At 67.3% G+C, this 13642-nt stretch carries 13 protein-coding genes; 4 read left to right on the top strand and 9 right to left on the bottom strand.

The features are described 5' to 3' along the window. Positions 1-48 precede the first annotated feature (48 nt). The 7 genes from ACCD11_RS07930 to ACCD11_RS07900 form a co-directional block, all read right to left on the bottom strand. Positions 49-684: a DUF3299 domain-containing protein gene (locus tag ACCD11_RS07930; protein WP_007831145.1), complete on the bottom strand. Its 636-nt coding sequence runs from the start codon at positions 682-684 to the stop codon at positions 49-51. A gap of 3 nt (positions 685-687) precedes the next feature. Next, positions 688-1950 (bottom strand): ABC transporter permease, encoded by a 1263-nt coding sequence (locus ACCD11_RS07925; protein ID WP_413313393.1) that lies wholly within the window; start codon positions 1948-1950, stop codon positions 688-690. Next, positions 1947-2693 (bottom strand): ABC transporter ATP-binding protein, encoded by a 747-nt coding sequence (locus ACCD11_RS07920; RefSeq protein WP_042673075.1) that lies wholly within the window; start codon positions 2691-2693, stop codon positions 1947-1949. The genes ACCD11_RS07925 and ACCD11_RS07920 overlap by 4 nt, the downstream gene beginning before the upstream one ends. Before the next feature lie 4 nt (positions 2694-2697). Beyond that, complete coding sequence (locus tag ACCD11_RS07915; protein WP_007831140.1) at positions 2698-3297, bottom strand: DUF2796 domain-containing protein; 600 nt, start codon at positions 3295-3297, stop codon at positions 2698-2700. Further along, the gene (locus ACCD11_RS07910) at positions 3294-4202 is read right to left on the bottom strand and encodes a sulfurtransferase (protein ID WP_413313392.1); all 909 of its coding nucleotides are present in this window, start codon (positions 4200-4202) and stop codon (positions 3294-3296) included. The genes ACCD11_RS07915 and ACCD11_RS07910 overlap by 4 nt, the downstream gene beginning before the upstream one ends. Before the next feature lie 40 nt (positions 4203-4242). Then, complete coding sequence (locus tag ACCD11_RS07905; protein ID WP_413313528.1) at positions 4243-5160, bottom strand: DMT family transporter; 918 nt, start codon at positions 5158-5160, stop codon at positions 4243-4245. A 147-nt stretch (positions 5161-5307) separates the two neighbouring features. After that, entirely contained in the window at positions 5308-6447 is a 1140-nt protein-coding gene (locus ACCD11_RS07900; RefSeq protein ID WP_007829282.1) for an aromatic ring-hydroxylating oxygenase subunit alpha, read from the bottom strand. Between the two features lie 277 nt (positions 6448-6724). On the opposite strand from ACCD11_RS07900, the gene xseB reads away from it, so the two are divergent. The 4 genes from xseB (at position 6725) to ACCD11_RS07880 (ending at position 10976) form a co-directional block, all read left to right on the top strand. After that, positions 6725-6991: an exodeoxyribonuclease VII small subunit gene (gene xseB, locus ACCD11_RS07895; protein ID WP_413313391.1), complete on the top strand. Its 267-nt coding sequence runs from the start codon at positions 6725-6727 to the stop codon at positions 6989-6991. Beyond that, the gene (locus ACCD11_RS07890; RefSeq protein ID WP_413313390.1) at positions 6988-7908 is read left to right on the top strand and encodes a polyprenyl synthetase family protein; all 921 of its coding nucleotides are present in this window, start codon (positions 6988-6990) and stop codon (positions 7906-7908) included. Before xseB ends, ACCD11_RS07890 begins: the two co-directional genes overlap by 4 nt. A gap of 21 nt (positions 7909-7929) precedes the next feature. Further along, a complete protein-coding gene (gene dxs / locus ACCD11_RS07885; protein ID WP_007829285.1) occupies positions 7930-9786 on the top strand; it encodes a 1-deoxy-D-xylulose-5-phosphate synthase in 1857 nt (618 codons plus the stop codon). 110 nt (positions 9787-9896) lie between these two features. Continuing rightward, positions 9897-10976, top strand: a complete 1080-nt coding sequence (locus tag ACCD11_RS07880) for a TRAP transporter substrate-binding protein (RefSeq protein WP_413313388.1) — start codon at positions 9897-9899, stop codon at positions 10974-10976. 88 nt (positions 10977-11064) lie between these two features. On the opposite strand, the gene ACCD11_RS07875 is transcribed toward ACCD11_RS07880, so the two are convergent. Next, complete coding sequence (locus ACCD11_RS07875; protein ID WP_413313387.1) at positions 11065-12069, bottom strand: Bug family tripartite tricarboxylate transporter substrate binding protein; 1005 nt, start codon at positions 12067-12069, stop codon at positions 11065-11067. Between the two features lie 59 nt (positions 12070-12128). Continuing rightward, complete coding sequence (locus ACCD11_RS07870; RefSeq protein ID WP_413313385.1) at positions 12129-13541, bottom strand: amidase family protein; 1413 nt, start codon at positions 13539-13541, stop codon at positions 12129-12131. Positions 13542-13642: the final 101 nt, after the last annotated feature.

Raw genomic sequence — 13642 nt, 5'->3', positions numbered from 1 at the left:
CCTGTCGGCGCAGAACCACACGGCCAGGAGGCCGCTGCCTAGCTGCGGCTACTTGGCGCCGCCCGTGTACTTGGTGACGCTGGTGGCACTCACGTGATAGCCGCTCACGCCCATCATCGAATCGTTGCGCAGGGTCTGCAGCTTGCCGGTGACCCATACCGTGTCCATGGCGCGGAACTTGGCGCCCTTCTGCGGCACCACGTGCAGGATCTGGTTGGCCGGCGGCGGCGGCGTGTGGATGCAGGCGCCGAAGTAAGGCACCAGCAGGAACTCGGTGACTTCGCCCTTGGCTTCCTCGAGCGGCACGATGAAGCCGGGGATCCTGACTTCGGTGCCGTTCATCGCGGGATTGGTCGGCGCGTTGTTCGACACCTCCTGCATCTTCATGAGCATCTCGTTGGCGCGCGGGTCGCCGTCGTCGAGCGCGCTCAGGTCCATGCCCTTGAATTCCTTCGCCGGGTCCCAGTCCTTGGGCACCAGTTCTTCCCAGGTGATCTGGCGCGGCTGGCCCGGCACGGCCTTGGGCGCGGCTGGCGTTGCCTTGCCACCCAGCGGGTTGGTGGCGGTGGTGTCCTTGGGTGCAGGCTCCACGGCCCAGGCGGCGGCGGCAAGGCCGGTGCCTGCGAGCAGCATCGAAAGCCGGATGAAAGCTTTGCTTTTGGACGTCGTGTGTGCGATGGGCATGATTCAAATTCTCGGTGAGAGGCCGTCGGCAAGGGAGAGGCGGTAGGCGCGGATGCCGGGCAAGAGGCTTGCCAGCCATCCGGCCGTCAGCAGGCTTGCCATCAGCAGCCATTCGTTCAGTGTAGGTTCCGAGAGGCTCAGTGTCAGTCCGAACTGCGACTGCAGCCATGGCGAGAGCAGGGTGATGCCCAGCACAGCCATCACCACGCCGAAGGCCACGCCGAGCACGGTGACCATCGCGCCTTCGAGCGCGAGCAGCGCCAGCACATGGCGCAGGCCAGCGCCCACGGCGCGCAGCACGGCGAGTTCGCGGCGGCGTTCGTTGAGGCCGGCCATCACCACCGAGACCAGCCCCGCGAGGCTGACCAGAGCGACCAGCGCGGACATCAGCAGCAGCGCGTTCTCGCCGATGCCGATCACGCTCCACAACTCGTCGAGCGCCACGCCGGGCAGGATGGCCATCAGCGGTTCGCCGGTATAGGTCGAGATCCATCGCTGCACGCCGAACACCGCGGCGCGGTTCTTCAGGCCCACCAGCGCGGCCGTCACGTTCTTGGGCGTGAGGTCGAACTTGCGTACCTGCTCGGCCGGAATGTGCACGCCCGGCATCGGCGCGCCGCCCACCCATTCGAGGTGGATGGCCTCCATCGCGGCGAGGCCGATGTGCACCGTGCGGTCGACCGGCGTGCCGGTGCGCGCGAGCACGCCCACCACGGTGAAGGGCTTGTCCGCATGCTCGGCCACGTTGAGTTCGCCGCTGCCGTGGGCGAGGGTGATCTTCTGGCCCACGCGGTAGCCGAGCTTGTCGGCCACTTCGGCGCCCACCACCGCATCGAACAGCTCGCTGAAGGGCTTGCCTTCGCGCAGCTTCAGCGTCTGCCTGTCGCCGTAGCGGAAGTGCGTGAAGTAGTCGGTGGACGTGGCCAGCACCGCGAAGCCGCGGTGCGAATCGCCGAGCGACAGCGGCACCACCCAGTCGACACCCGGGTGCGCGGACAGGGCCTGCACGCTCTTCCACGAGATGTTGTTGGTGGCCGCGCCGATGCGGAACACCGAGTACAGCAGCAACTGCGTCGAGCCGGTGCGCGCGCCTACGATCAGGTCGGTGCCCGAGACGGACGATGAGAAGTTCTCGCGCAGCTCGGTGCGGATGCGTTCGACACCCAGAAGAAGAAAGGTCGACAGTGCGATCGAGAACACGGTGAGCGCGAGCGTGAAGCGCCGGTTCCAGGCGCTGTGCCATGCAATGGAGAAGAGTGCCTTCATGCGTCCACCGCCATCGCGCTGGTGGCCGCACGGTTGATCTCGGGCAGCAGCACATGCCGCGCGAAGCGCTGCGCGATGCGCTGGTCGTGGCTCACGAACACCAGCGCGCTGTGGTGCTCGGCGCAGGCCGTCAGCAGCACGTCGAGGAAGGCTTCGCGCCGGTCTTCGTCGAGCGCGGAGGTGGGCTCGTCGGCAATCACCACCTCGGGCTGGCCGATGAGTGCGCGCGCGGCGGCCACGCGCTGCTGCTGCCCGACCGACAGCTGAACGGCCTGGCGCTTCCACAGGTTGCGGTCGAGGCCCATCTGGTCGAGCAGGTGCTCGGCCTCGTCGCGCGAGCTGCCGTTGCGCGATGCGTTCGCCTCGCGCCGCTGCGAGAAGCGGCAGGGCAGCAGCACGTTGTCGATCACGCTCAGGTACGGCAGCAGGTTGAACTGCTGGAAGATGTAGCCCACATGGGCCACGCGGCTGCGGTCGCGTGCGGCGCCCGAGAGCTTCGACCAGTCGTGTCCGAGCAGCGTGACCCGGCCTTCGTCGGCCACCAGCACGCCGGCCAGCAGCGACAGCAGCGTGCTCTTGCCGCAGCCGCTCGGGCCGTGCAGGAACACCGATTCGCCCGCGGTGATGCGAAAGGCCTCGATGTCGATGCACGGTTTCTTCACGCGGGGCCATGCGAAGCGCAATGCTTCGGCTGCGAGCACGACGCGCAAGGGCGACGGCTCGGCCTGCAGGGAGGTACTCACAGCCTTACTTGCCCCAGCTCAGGCGGACGGGCTGGGCGGCTTGCGCACCGGCAGGGCGCTTCAGCTGGCGCTTGAACTGTCCCTGCGCCGTGGCAATCTGCGAGTCGATCTGGCGCAAGCCTTTGAATGCACCGAACAGGTTGAGGTCGATGAACTTCGCGGCGGCCGCGTTGGTGCAGTTGAAGGAGAAAGTGGCGTCGAGGTCGGCGTGGCCGACGGGCTCGGCGGGGTCGGGGTTGCCCAGGCCCAGCGCGCCTGAGCGCAGGTCGACCGGTCCGAGCTTGCAGTTGGCGGCGGGGTCGACGATGAAGAGCTTGTCGGCCGCACGCAGCTGGGCGACGGCCTCTTCGACGAGCTTCTTCTCGGCATCGGTCTTGGGTGCGCGTTCGAAGCCGATGATGTTGTCCAGGGGCGACTCCATGTCGATCACCACCGTGGGGCCGTCGACGGCCACGTCGAGCTTGAGCTGGCCGTGTACGTGGGCGTGCTGCTGCTGGGCCTGTGCCGGGAGGAACGGGGCCGCCGCGAAGAGCGCGGCGGCGATTGCGAGTCCCGCGGTGCGTTGGAAGCTCCGGAATGGTCGACTCGTCGTCATCAATGTCATGGTTCAGCGCCTTGCCGGGTCGGCAGCCCCGGCGTGTTGCTCCACTCGCTCCAGCTGCCGGCATAGAGCGCGGTCGTCCCGAACCCCGCGATCTGCATGGCGAGCAGATTCGGCACGGCGCTCACGCCGCTGCCGCAATGGTGGACGACGGTCGCCGCGTCGCGTCCCGCGAGCAGCGCTTCGAACTCGGCACGCAATTGCGATGCCGGCTTGAATTTGCCGTCGGGGCCGAGGTTGTCGGCGAAGGGCCGGTTGAGGGCCCCGGGGATGTGACCGGCAATCGGGTCCAGAGGTTCCACCTCGCCGCGGTAACGTGCGCCGGCGCGTGCATCGATCAGGTTCTGGTCAGGCTGGCCGAGCCGGCGCACCACGGTGTCGGTGGTCACGAGCTTCGCGATGGGTTCGCCCGCGACGAAGTTCGACTGGAAGCGCGCGGGCTCCTCGCGGTCGGTGACTTCGCCGCCCGCGGCCTGCCAGGCCTGCAGGCCGCCGTCGAGCACGGCCACAGCCTCGTGGCCCATCCACTTGAGCATCCACCACAGGCGGCCACAGTAGTTGGCGCCGTTGCGGTCGTACACCACGGCCTGCATGCCGTTGGCGAAGCCGATGCTCGACAGCCACGCCGCGAACTTTTCGCGGCTGGGCAGCGGGTGGCGCCCGCCCGATGCGGGCACGCCGTCTTCCTGCGCCACCACCACCTCGCCGTGTGCACCCGGGACGCCGTGCCTGGCGCTGAGGTCGGTGTCGAGGTTGGCGTACAGGGCGCCCGGAATGTGGGCGGCGGCGTACTGCTGCGCGCCCGCTTCGGGCTTCATGAGGTCGAAGCTGCAGTCGAACACCATCAAGGGCGTGTCGCCCGCTTGCAATTGCTGGAGTTGTTCGACGGAGATGAGGGTGGTGTACATGGCGTGTGCTCCTTCGAAATCGAGAATGTATTTATGTCGTTCAGTGCTCTTCGGCCGGCGCCTTGGGCACCGCCCGCTGTCGCAACACGGTTGCGGCAATGCCGCTCGCGATGATGAGCGCCATCCCGGCCCAGCCGGTGGCATCGATGCGGTCGTTGAACAGCACCACGCTGTAGAACGCAGCAAACACGATGCCCGAATACTGCAGGTTGGCCACCACCAGCGTACCGGCTGCGGTCTTGGCGGTTGCGTAGGCGCGGGTCATGCAGAGTTGTCCGAGGGCGGCCAGCAAGCCAATGGGCAGCAGCCACAGCGCATGCTGCCACGTCCATGCACCGCCGTCCGAAAACCCGGTGGTCGCCGTGGCAATGCCACCGGCCACGGCCGAGCCCACCGCGAAGTAGAAGACCGTGCGAAGTTCGGGCTCGCCGATGCGCGACAGCGCCACCACCTGCATGTAGGCAAAGGCGGCCGTGAGGCCCGACAGCAGGCCCAGCATGCCCGCGAAGCCTTCGTTGGCGTTGACGCTGGGCTTGAGCATCAGCACCACGCCCGCGAAACCCGCCAGCACGGTCAGCACCAGCGCGCCCTGCAGCGGCGGGCGTTCCACGCGCCCGTCGCGCCCGGGCACCGGCACCCACGCCAGCAACGAACCGCCGACGAGGAAGGCCGCGACCCACACGCTGCTCATGTAGTTGAGCGTGACGGCGGTGGCCAGCGGCATGTGGGCGATGGCATAGAACCACGCGCCCAGCGAGACCACGCCGATGGTGCTGCGCCAGGCGTGCATGCCGGGGTAGCGGGTGGCCAGGGAGACGCTGCGGTTGCGGGCCAGGAGCCAGAGGAAGACGATGCCGATGAGGCCGCGGCCCAGCACCATCTCGCCGCTGTTGAACCACGCCGAGGCCACCTTGACGACAACGCTCATCGTGGCGAACAAAAAGGCGCCGAGCACCATCCAGAGCGCTTGCACTATCTACTCTCCCCCAGGCTTCGCGCACTTCGTGTCGCTTCTCCTGCCCCCTCGCCGGGGGCAACACCAGCGGCCCGGCAAAGCCGGTTCCGCGGTGTTTCCATCACACCCGTCGATGCGGCTGTCATCGACTCAGGCGTTCTGCATCGCGCTGCGATACCACTCGTGGAACTGCTGCATGCCGTCTTCCATCGGGCTCTGGTAAGGGCCCGTTTCGTTGTCGCCGCGCAGCATCAGCGCGCGGCGGCCGGCGTCCATGCGCTCGGCGATCTCGTCGTCTTCCACGCAGGTTTCCATGTAGGCGGCCTGCTGGGCTTCGACGAACTCGCGCTCGAACGCGACGATTTCCTCGGGGTAGAAGAATTCGACCATGTTGAGCGTCTTCGTCGGGCTCACGGGGTGCAGGGTAGACACCGTGAGCACGTGCGGATACCACTCGACCATCACATGCGGGTAGTAGGTGAGCCAGATGGCGCCGTACTTCGGCGGCTTGCCGTCGCGGTACTTGAGCAGCTGCTCCTGCCACTTCTGGTAGATCGGGCTGCCCGCGCGGCCCAGGCGGTTGGCCACGCCCACCGTCTGCACCGAATAGCGGGGCTTGAACTCCCAGCGCAGGTCGTCGCAGGTGACGAAGCTGCCCAGTCCCGGATGGAACGGGCCAACGTGGTAGTCCTCGAGGTAGACCTCGATGAAGGTCTTCCAGTTGTAGTTGCACTCGTGCAGTTCGACGCGGTCGAGCGCATAGCCGCTGAAATCGAGATCGGCCTGCGGCCCGAGGCCGGCCATGTCAGCCGCCACGTCAGGGCCTGAGCCATCCGGGTTCTTCTCGAACAGAAGGCCGTTCCATTCGGTCAGCGGGTAGTTGTGCAGGTTCAGGCAGGGGTCCTGCTCGAAATGCGGGGCGCCGATCAGCGTGCCGGTGGTGCGCGAATCGCTTGCGGCGTAGGTCCAGCGGTGCAGCGGGCAGACGATGTTGCCGCCGGCCTGGTTGTCGAGCCGGCCCCGGCCCTGGAGGATCAGGGCCTGGCGGTGGCGGCAGACGTTGGAGATCAGCTCCACGCCCTTGGGTGTGTGAACCAGCGCACGGCCCTGGTGCTCCTGCGGCAAGGTGTGGAAGTCGCCCATTTCGGGCACGGCCAGGCGATGGCCGACATAGCGGGGCCCTCGCGAAAAAAGGTTCTGCATTTCGCGGGCATAGAGTGCCTCGTCGAAATACGCGGAAACTGGAAGTTGGCTCGCGGCCTGCTGCAGTTGAAGACTTAAATCAGACATGGAGGACCTGACCAAGCTCCCCACAGGGAGAAAAAAAGGAAAGAACGGAAAGGCGCCGTCCGGGAGGCTCGACGGCCCGAAGAGTGTGTTGACGTCGCCAACGAGAGAAGTTCGCATTGTACCCGGGGGCATTTTTTGTCCCCCGGCTCTTCACCCGGCTTGGCCGCATGCAATCGGGCACCGCTCGAGGGGGGGGCGCGGCTCGTCTGGAGGAACGGCCGCACGGTTGTTCTGCTCCCAGTCCTAAAATGCCCGGTTTCACCCACGTTTCGCTTGCATGCCCAAGGTGCCTCCCCCTTCCTCGTCCAGCCCGGCGGCAACGCCCGATACCGGCCCGCTGCCTGCCAGTTACGAAGCCGGACTCCAGGAACTGGAGCAACTGGTGGCGGAACTCGAATCGGGCCAGCTGCCCCTCGACCAGCTGCTCGTGAGCTACCAGCGCGGAGCGGTGCTGCTCGCCTTCTGCCGCGACAAGCTGCAGGCGGTCGAAGACCAGATCAAGGTGCTCGATTCGGGCAGCCTCAAGGTCTGGACGCCTGAATGAGCGCCGCCGCGCTGAATTCCAGCCATTGGGACGCCCGCACGCTCGCCGGCTGGAGCGACCCCCATCTGGCGAACGTCGAAGCGGCCTTGTCGCGCTGGGTCGGCGTCGATGCGCCCGTACTGCTCGGCGATGCCATGCGCTATGCCGTGCTCGATGGCGGCAAGCGCCTGCGGCCCTTGCTGGTGCTCGCGGCCAGCGAGGCCGTCGGCGGCAACCGGGCCGCCGCCCTGCGCGCGGCCTGCGCCACCGAGCTGATCCACGCCTATTCGCTGGTGCACGACGACTTGCCGTGCATGGACAACGACGTGCTGCGCCGCGGCAAGCCCACCGTGCACGTGAAATTCGGCGAGGCCGATGCCCTGCTGGCCGGCGATGCGCTGCAGGCCCTGGCCTTCGAACTGCTCACGCCCGACGGCGACGAGATTCCCGCTGCCACCCAGGCCCAGCTGTGCCGACTGCTTGCCCGGGCCGCGGGCAGCCAGGGCATGGCCGGCGGCCAGGCCATCGACCTGGCCAGCGTCGGCATTGCGTTGAATGAAGCACAGCTGCGCGAAATGCACCGCCTGAAGACCGGCGCGCTGCTGCAGGGCAGCGTCGAGATGGGCGCTGCCTGCGGCTCCCTCGCCGGCTCGGCACTGGCCGCGCTGCGCGACTATGGCGCGGCCATCGGCCTGGCGTTCCAGGTGGTCGACGACATCCTCGACGTCACGGCCGACTCGCACACCCTGGGCAAGACCGCCGGCAAGGATGCCGCTGCCGACAAGCCCACCTACGTGTCCCTTCTGGGCCTCGACGGCGCGCGCGCCCAGGCCCGCCAGCTGTTGGCCGACGCGCTGGCCGCGCTGGCCCGCAGCGGCCTGCCCGACACCGCAGCGCTGCGCGCTTTGGCCCACATGGTGGTCGATCGTGATCGCTGAGAGAAAAGTACAAACCTTCCCATGGCTCCGCTGCTTCCCACACTCCACGACCCCTCGCCGATCCGCAAATACGACCGGGCCCAGCTGCGCCAACTGTCCGACGAGGTGCGCGCCTGCGTGCTCGACAACGTCTCGCGCACCGGCGGCCACCTGAGCTCCAACCTCGGCACGGTCGAACTCACCGTCGCGCTGCACCACGTGTTCAACACGCCGCACGACCGGCTGGTGTGGGACGTGGGCCACCAGACCTACCCGCACAAGATCCTCACGGGCCGGCGTGAGCGCATGCCCACGCTCAGGCAGATCGGCGGCATCTCGGGCTTTCCTCAGCGCACCGAGAGCGAGTACGACACCTTCGGCACCGCTCATTCGTCGACCAGCATCTCCGCCGCGCTCGGCATGGCCATGGCCGCCAAGCAGAAGGGCGAAGACCGCCATGCCGTGGCCATCATCGGCGACGGCGCGCTCACGGCCGGCATGGCCTTCGAGGCGCTGAACAACGCGGGCGTGTGCGACTGCAAGCTGCTCGTCATCCTGAACGACAACGACATGTCGATCAGCCCGCCCGTGGGCGCGCTCAACCGCTACCTCGCGCAGCTGATGAGCGGCAACTTCTACGCCGCGGCCAAGAGCGTCGGCAAGAGCGTGCTGCGCAACGCGCCGCCGCTGTTCGAGCTGGCCAAGCGGCTGGAGCAGCATGCCAAGGGCATGGTCGTGCCGGCCACGCTGTTCGAGCAGTTCGGCTTCAACTACGTGGGCCCGATCGACGGCCACGACCTCGACTCGCTGGTGCCCACGCTCGAGAACCTCAAGCACCTCGAGGGCCCGCAGTTCCTGCACGTGGTCACGAAGAAGGGGCAGGGCTACAAGCTCGCGGAGGCCGATCCTGTCGCCTACCACGGCCCCGGCAAGTTCGATCCGCAGGTGGGGCTGGTCAAGTCCGCTGCGGTGGTGAAGCAGACATTCACCCAGGTGTTCGGCCAGTGGCTGTGCGACACCGCCGCCGCCGATGGCCGGCTGGTGGGCATAACGCCCGCGATGCGCGAAGGCTCGGGACTCGTGGAGTTCGAGAAGCGCTTTCCCGACCGCTACTACGACGTCGGCATCGCCGAACAGCACGCCGTGACTTTCGCGGCCGGCCTGGCCTGCGAGGGGCTCAAGCCTGTGGTCGCGATCTACTCGACCTTCCTGCAGCGCGCGTACGACCAACTGATCCACGACGTGGCGATCCAGAACCTGCCGGTGGTGTTCGCGCTCGACCGCGCGGGCCTCGTGGGCGCGGACGGCGCCACGCACGCGGGCGCGTACGACATTCCGTTCCTGCGCTGCATTCCGAACATGAGCATTGCCTGCCCGGCCGACGAGCGCGAATGCCGCCAGCTGCTGACCAGCGCCTACGAGCAGAACCATCCGGTGGCCGTGCGCTATCCGCGCGGAGCGGGCGCCGGCGCTGCGCCGCATCTCACGCTCGAGGCCTTGCCCTTCGGCAAGGGCGAGATCCGCCGCGAAGGTAGGCGCATCGCCATCCTCGCGTTCGGCACGCTGCTGTATCCCGCGCTTGCTGCGGCCGAGCCGCTCGACGCCACGGTGGTCAACATGCGCTGGGCCAAGCCGCTCGATGTCGAACTGCTGCTGAAGGTCGCGGGCACGCACGACGCCATCGTCACGCTGGAAGAGGGCGCCACCATGGGCGGCGCGGGCAGTGCGGTGCTCGAGGCGCTGCAGGCTGCCAACATCCAGAAACCGGTGCTGCAGCTCGGCTTGCCCGACCGCTTCATCGAACACGGCGATCCGGCGAAGCTGCTGGCGAGCATCGGGCTCGACGCGCCCGGCATCGAAGCCTCGATCCGCGAGCGCTTCATTTCGGGCGCAGGGTAAACCCCCGCCGAGCCCTGTAAGCGCGTTTTTACAATCAAGAAGACTTACACAGTCCCCGACGCGGCCACAAGCCGCGTTTTGTTTTATTCCAAGAACTCGGAGAGCTATCAATGGATCGTCGTTCCCTCATCAAAAACGCCGGCATCGCGGGCGTTCTGGCCGCCGGCATCGCACCCGCGGTTCACGCGCAGGCCACCGTTCGCTGGCGCCTGGCGTCGAGTTTTCCCAAGTCGCTGGACACCATCTTCGGCACCGCCGAAGTGTTCGCGAAGAGCGTCAGCGACATGACGGGCGGCAAGTTCCAGATTTCCGTGCACGCGGGTGGCGAGCTGATGCCCGCGTTCGGCGTGGTCGACGGCGTGCAGAACGCCTCGGTCGAAATGGCCCACACGGCCCCGTACTACTTCTACGGCAAGGACCCGACCTTCTGCCTCGGCTGCGCCGTGCCTTTCGGCATGAATACCCGCCAGCAGAACGCATGGATGTACGAAGGCAACGGCCTGAAGCTGATGCGTGCGTTCTACGCCAAGTACAACATCATCAACCTGCCGGGCGGCAACACGGGCGCGCAGATGGGCGGCTGGTTCCGCAAGGAAATCAAGTCGGTTGCCGACCTGAAGGGCCTGAAGTTCCGCACCAACCCGTTCGCAGGCAAGGTGCTCGAGCCCTTCGGCGTGATCCCGCAATCGATCCCCGGCGCCGACCTGTACCCGGCGCTCGAAAAGGGCACGCTGGACGGCCTCGAATGGGTCGGCCCGTACGACGACCAGAAGCTGGGCTTCAACAAGATCGCCCCGTTCTACTACTACCCCGGCTGGTGGGAAGGCGGCCCCGAGCTCGACTTCTACATCAACACCAAGGCATGGGAAGGCCTGTCGGCCGACTACAAGGCGGTCGTCGAGGCTGCTGCCGCGCACGCCAACATCACGATGACGGCCAAGTACGACGCCAAGAACCCTATCGCGCTGAAGCAGCTCGTAGGCTCGGGCACCAAGCTGCGCCCGTTCTCGCAGGACGTGATGAACGCCGCCTTCAAGTCGGCCCAGCAGATCTACTCGGACCTGAACAACAGCAACCCCGAGTGGAAGAAGATCTACAGCGACTGGTCGAAATTCCTGGCTGACCAGAACGCCTGGTTCCGCTACACGGAAGGCACGTTCGACCGCTTCATGCAGCAGCAGAAGCTGTAAGCGCGCCTTCGCATTCGCATGCAAAAAAGCCCCGCCGGGTTCGGCGGGGTTTTTTTTCGTCTGCGCTTCTCGAAGCGCGTGGCCTTGTTCAGTCGCCCTTGTAGCCCGAAGCCTTGATGATCGGCAGCCAGCGCGCGGCCAATGCGTCGGTGTAGCGGACGACCTCTTCGGTGGAGCCACCGGGCAGCAGGTCGTAGCCCACGCGGCCCAGCTTGTCGCGCACGTCGGGCATGGCCAGTACCTTGCGCACGGCCTGGTTCCATTGGGCGATGGTGGCGGGCGCCATGTTGGCGTGGGCGTAGAGCACGTAGCGCGACGAGGCCACCAACGTCGGGTACCCAGCTTCGGCGAAGGTGGGCACATCGGGCAGGCTGTCGGCGCGCTTGTCGCCGGCAACGGCCAGCACGCGAAGCTTTCCGGCGCGGTGGTATTCGGTGAGCGTGGTCGTGGCGTCCATGCCCGAGCTCACCTGGCCGCCGAGAAGCTCAGTGACCATCGGTGCACCGCCGCGGTAAGGCACCAGCGTGGAGCCCGAGCGCGACACGGCCACGAAGTCCATGGCCAGGAAGTGCAGCAGCGAACCCACCGTGGTGATGCCGATCGAGCCGTGGTCCGGGTTTGCCTTGGCGGTCTGGACGAACTGGGCCAGTGTCTTGATCGGCGACGCTGCGCTGACAGCAATGCCGAACTGAACGCCGGTCACGTCGGTGATCGGTTTGAAATCGGTGGCCGGATTGAAGCGCATGTTGGCGTAGATCGCCGGGCCGATGAACATCGGGTCCACTGGCGCGAGCAGCACGGTGGCCCCGTCGGCCGGCGCGTTCTTCAACACCTCGGCCGCCAGGCGGGTGCCGGCCCCGGGGCGGTTGTCGATCATGACGGTGCGGCCGAGTTCGTCCTTCAGTTTTTCCGCCAGCAGGCGGCCCATGAAGTCGGCCGGGCCGCCGGCCGGGAACGGCACGATGATGCGATTGACGGTTTGCGCCTGCGCCGCCGCCGGCAGCATGCAGCCCAGGCCCATGCCCATGGCGGCACCTGCCAGCAGGGTGCGACGCGAAAGCGGGGCCGCGGAAGCGGGGTTGTGTTGACTCATGGGAAAGCTCCTGATGGAAGTGAGGGAGAGCGGGGACGAGGGACGAGGATGGAAAGGAATCAGCGAGTGGTGAAGGGCAAAAACTGCGCGGCGCTTTCAAGCACCTGGCCTGCTTCGAGCAGCAGGTCCTCGCGAAAGCGCCAGGCCAGCAGTTGCACGCCGATGGGCACGCCACCCGCCATGCCGGTGGGCACCGAGAGGCCGGGCATGCCCAGCGCGGCGGTCGCCAGCAGCGGGCTCTGGGCATCGATCAGCGCACGCGCCTGTTCCAGCGTGCCGGCGTCTTCGTCTTGCGGGCAGGGGCGCTGCCATGACACCGGCATCAGCACCAGCGGATGCGATTGCAGAAAGACCGACCAGCTGCGAACCAAGGTCTGGCGCCGCGCCAGCGCATCGAGAAAGCCGTCGCGATCGGTCTCGGGCATGCCGGCCAACAGATGCCGCTGGCTTCGCTGCATGGTTTCGTCGCCGTGCTGCTCGACGCCCGCGATGATGTTGCGGCGGCTGTCATCGACCGTCAGCGTGCGCCACAGGGCGGCCGCCTCGTTGAAGAAAGGCAGTTCGGCCTCGACCACCTCGTAGCCGGCTTGCTGCAGCCAGCGCGCGGCATCGTTCAATGCCGCGGTGACGGCCGGGTCGACGGGAATGCCGGGCGAACGCCTGAACAGCGCCACCCGGATCGGGCCCGCGGGCCGGGGCAGCTCGTGCGGCACCGGCACCCAGTTGGGGTCGCGCGCATCGCCTCGTGCCATTGCCTCGTAGCCCAGGCGCAGGTCGGCCAGGTTGCGCGCCAGCGGTCCTTGCACCGACATGAGTTGCGGCGTGATGCCCCGCTCGGCCGTCGCACTCGGGTTGTAGGCGGGCACACGGCCGACCGTGGGACGCAGCCCGAGCACGCCGCAGGCATAGGCCGGGTAGCGAATGGAGCCGCCGATGTCGTTGCCGTGCGCCAGTGCGCCCATGCCGCTGGCCACCGCGGACGCCGCGCCGCCGCTGGAGCCTCCCGGAGTGATGGCTGCATCCCACGGGTTCAGCGTGCGCCCGTGCAAGCCGTTGTCGGTGAACCAGCGCGACGAGTAGGTGGCCGTGTTGCTGCGCCCGACGATGATGGCGCCGGCCTTGCGCCAATGCGCCACCACCGGCGAGTCTTCGTGGGCGATGTGGTCGCGCAGCGGCACCACGCCGTTGGTCGTCGCGTGGCCGGCCTGGTCTGCATTGATCTTGATGCTGACCGGCACGCCGTGCAGCGGGCCCAGCTCATCGCCGCGGTGCGTGCGCTGGTCGGCGGCATTGGCGGCGGTCAATGCTTCCTCGGCCAGCACTTCCGCCAGGGCATTGGTCTGCGGGTTGAGTTGCGCGATGCGTGCCAGCACGCTGGCCGTGACCTCGCGACAGGACACATCGCGCCGGCGCACGGCGGCGGCAATGTCGACGGCGCCCAGCTGCCAGAGCGCTTGTTGCGGATTCATCATGTGTGTTCAGGCTCCAGAAAATTCAGGCAAAGGAAACCCCGCACCCCGGCGCGACCGGGATGAAAAAAGAAGGGGAGTGATGTGGCTGCGGTCGCGGTGGT

Source organism: Variovorax sp. Varisp36 (assembly GCF_047304235.1).
Classification (GTDB): domain Bacteria; phylum Pseudomonadota; class Gammaproteobacteria; order Burkholderiales; family Burkholderiaceae_C; genus Variovorax.
The sequence above is the reverse complement of the archived record's forward strand: the minus strand, read 5'-3'. Positions and strand labels throughout refer to the sequence as shown.

Excerpts from the sequence above, each read along its gene's own strand:
- ACCD11_RS07930 (WP_007831145.1), bottom strand. The coding sequence starts at position 684 with ATGCCCATCGCACACACGACGTCCAAAAGCAAAGCTTTCATCCGGCTT.
- ACCD11_RS07925 (WP_413313393.1), bottom strand. The coding sequence starts at position 1,950 with ATGAAGGCACTCTTCTCCATTGCATGGCACAGCGCCTGGAACCGGCGC.
- ACCD11_RS07915 (WP_007831140.1), bottom strand. The coding sequence starts at position 3,297 with ATGACATTGATGACGACGAGTCGACCATTCCGGAGCTTCCAACGCACC.
- ACCD11_RS07910 (WP_413313392.1), bottom strand. The coding sequence starts at position 4,202 with ATGTACACCACCCTCATCTCCGTCGAACAACTCCAGCAATTGCAAGCG.
- ACCD11_RS07905 (WP_413313528.1), bottom strand. The coding sequence starts at position 5,160 with ATGGTGCTCGGCGCCTTTTTGTTCGCCACGATGAGCGTTGTCGTCAAG.
- ACCD11_RS07900 (WP_007829282.1), bottom strand. The coding sequence starts at position 6,447 with ATGTCTGATTTAAGTCTTCAACTGCAGCAGGCCGCGAGCCAACTTCCA.
- xseB (WP_413313391.1), top strand. The coding sequence starts at position 6,725 with ATGCCCAAGGTGCCTCCCCCTTCCTCGTCCAGCCCGGCGGCAACGCCC.
- ACCD11_RS07890 (WP_413313390.1), top strand. The coding sequence starts at position 6,988 with ATGAGCGCCGCCGCGCTGAATTCCAGCCATTGGGACGCCCGCACGCTC.
- dxs (WP_007829285.1), top strand. The coding sequence starts at position 7,930 with ATGGCTCCGCTGCTTCCCACACTCCACGACCCCTCGCCGATCCGCAAA.
- ACCD11_RS07880 (WP_413313388.1), top strand. The coding sequence starts at position 9,897 with ATGGATCGTCGTTCCCTCATCAAAAACGCCGGCATCGCGGGCGTTCTG.
- ACCD11_RS07875 (WP_413313387.1), bottom strand. The coding sequence starts at position 12,069 with ATGAGTCAACACAACCCCGCTTCCGCGGCCCCGCTTTCGCGTCGCACC.
- ACCD11_RS07870 (WP_413313385.1), bottom strand. The coding sequence starts at position 13,541 with ATGATGAATCCGCAACAAGCGCTCTGGCAGCTGGGCGCCGTCGACATT.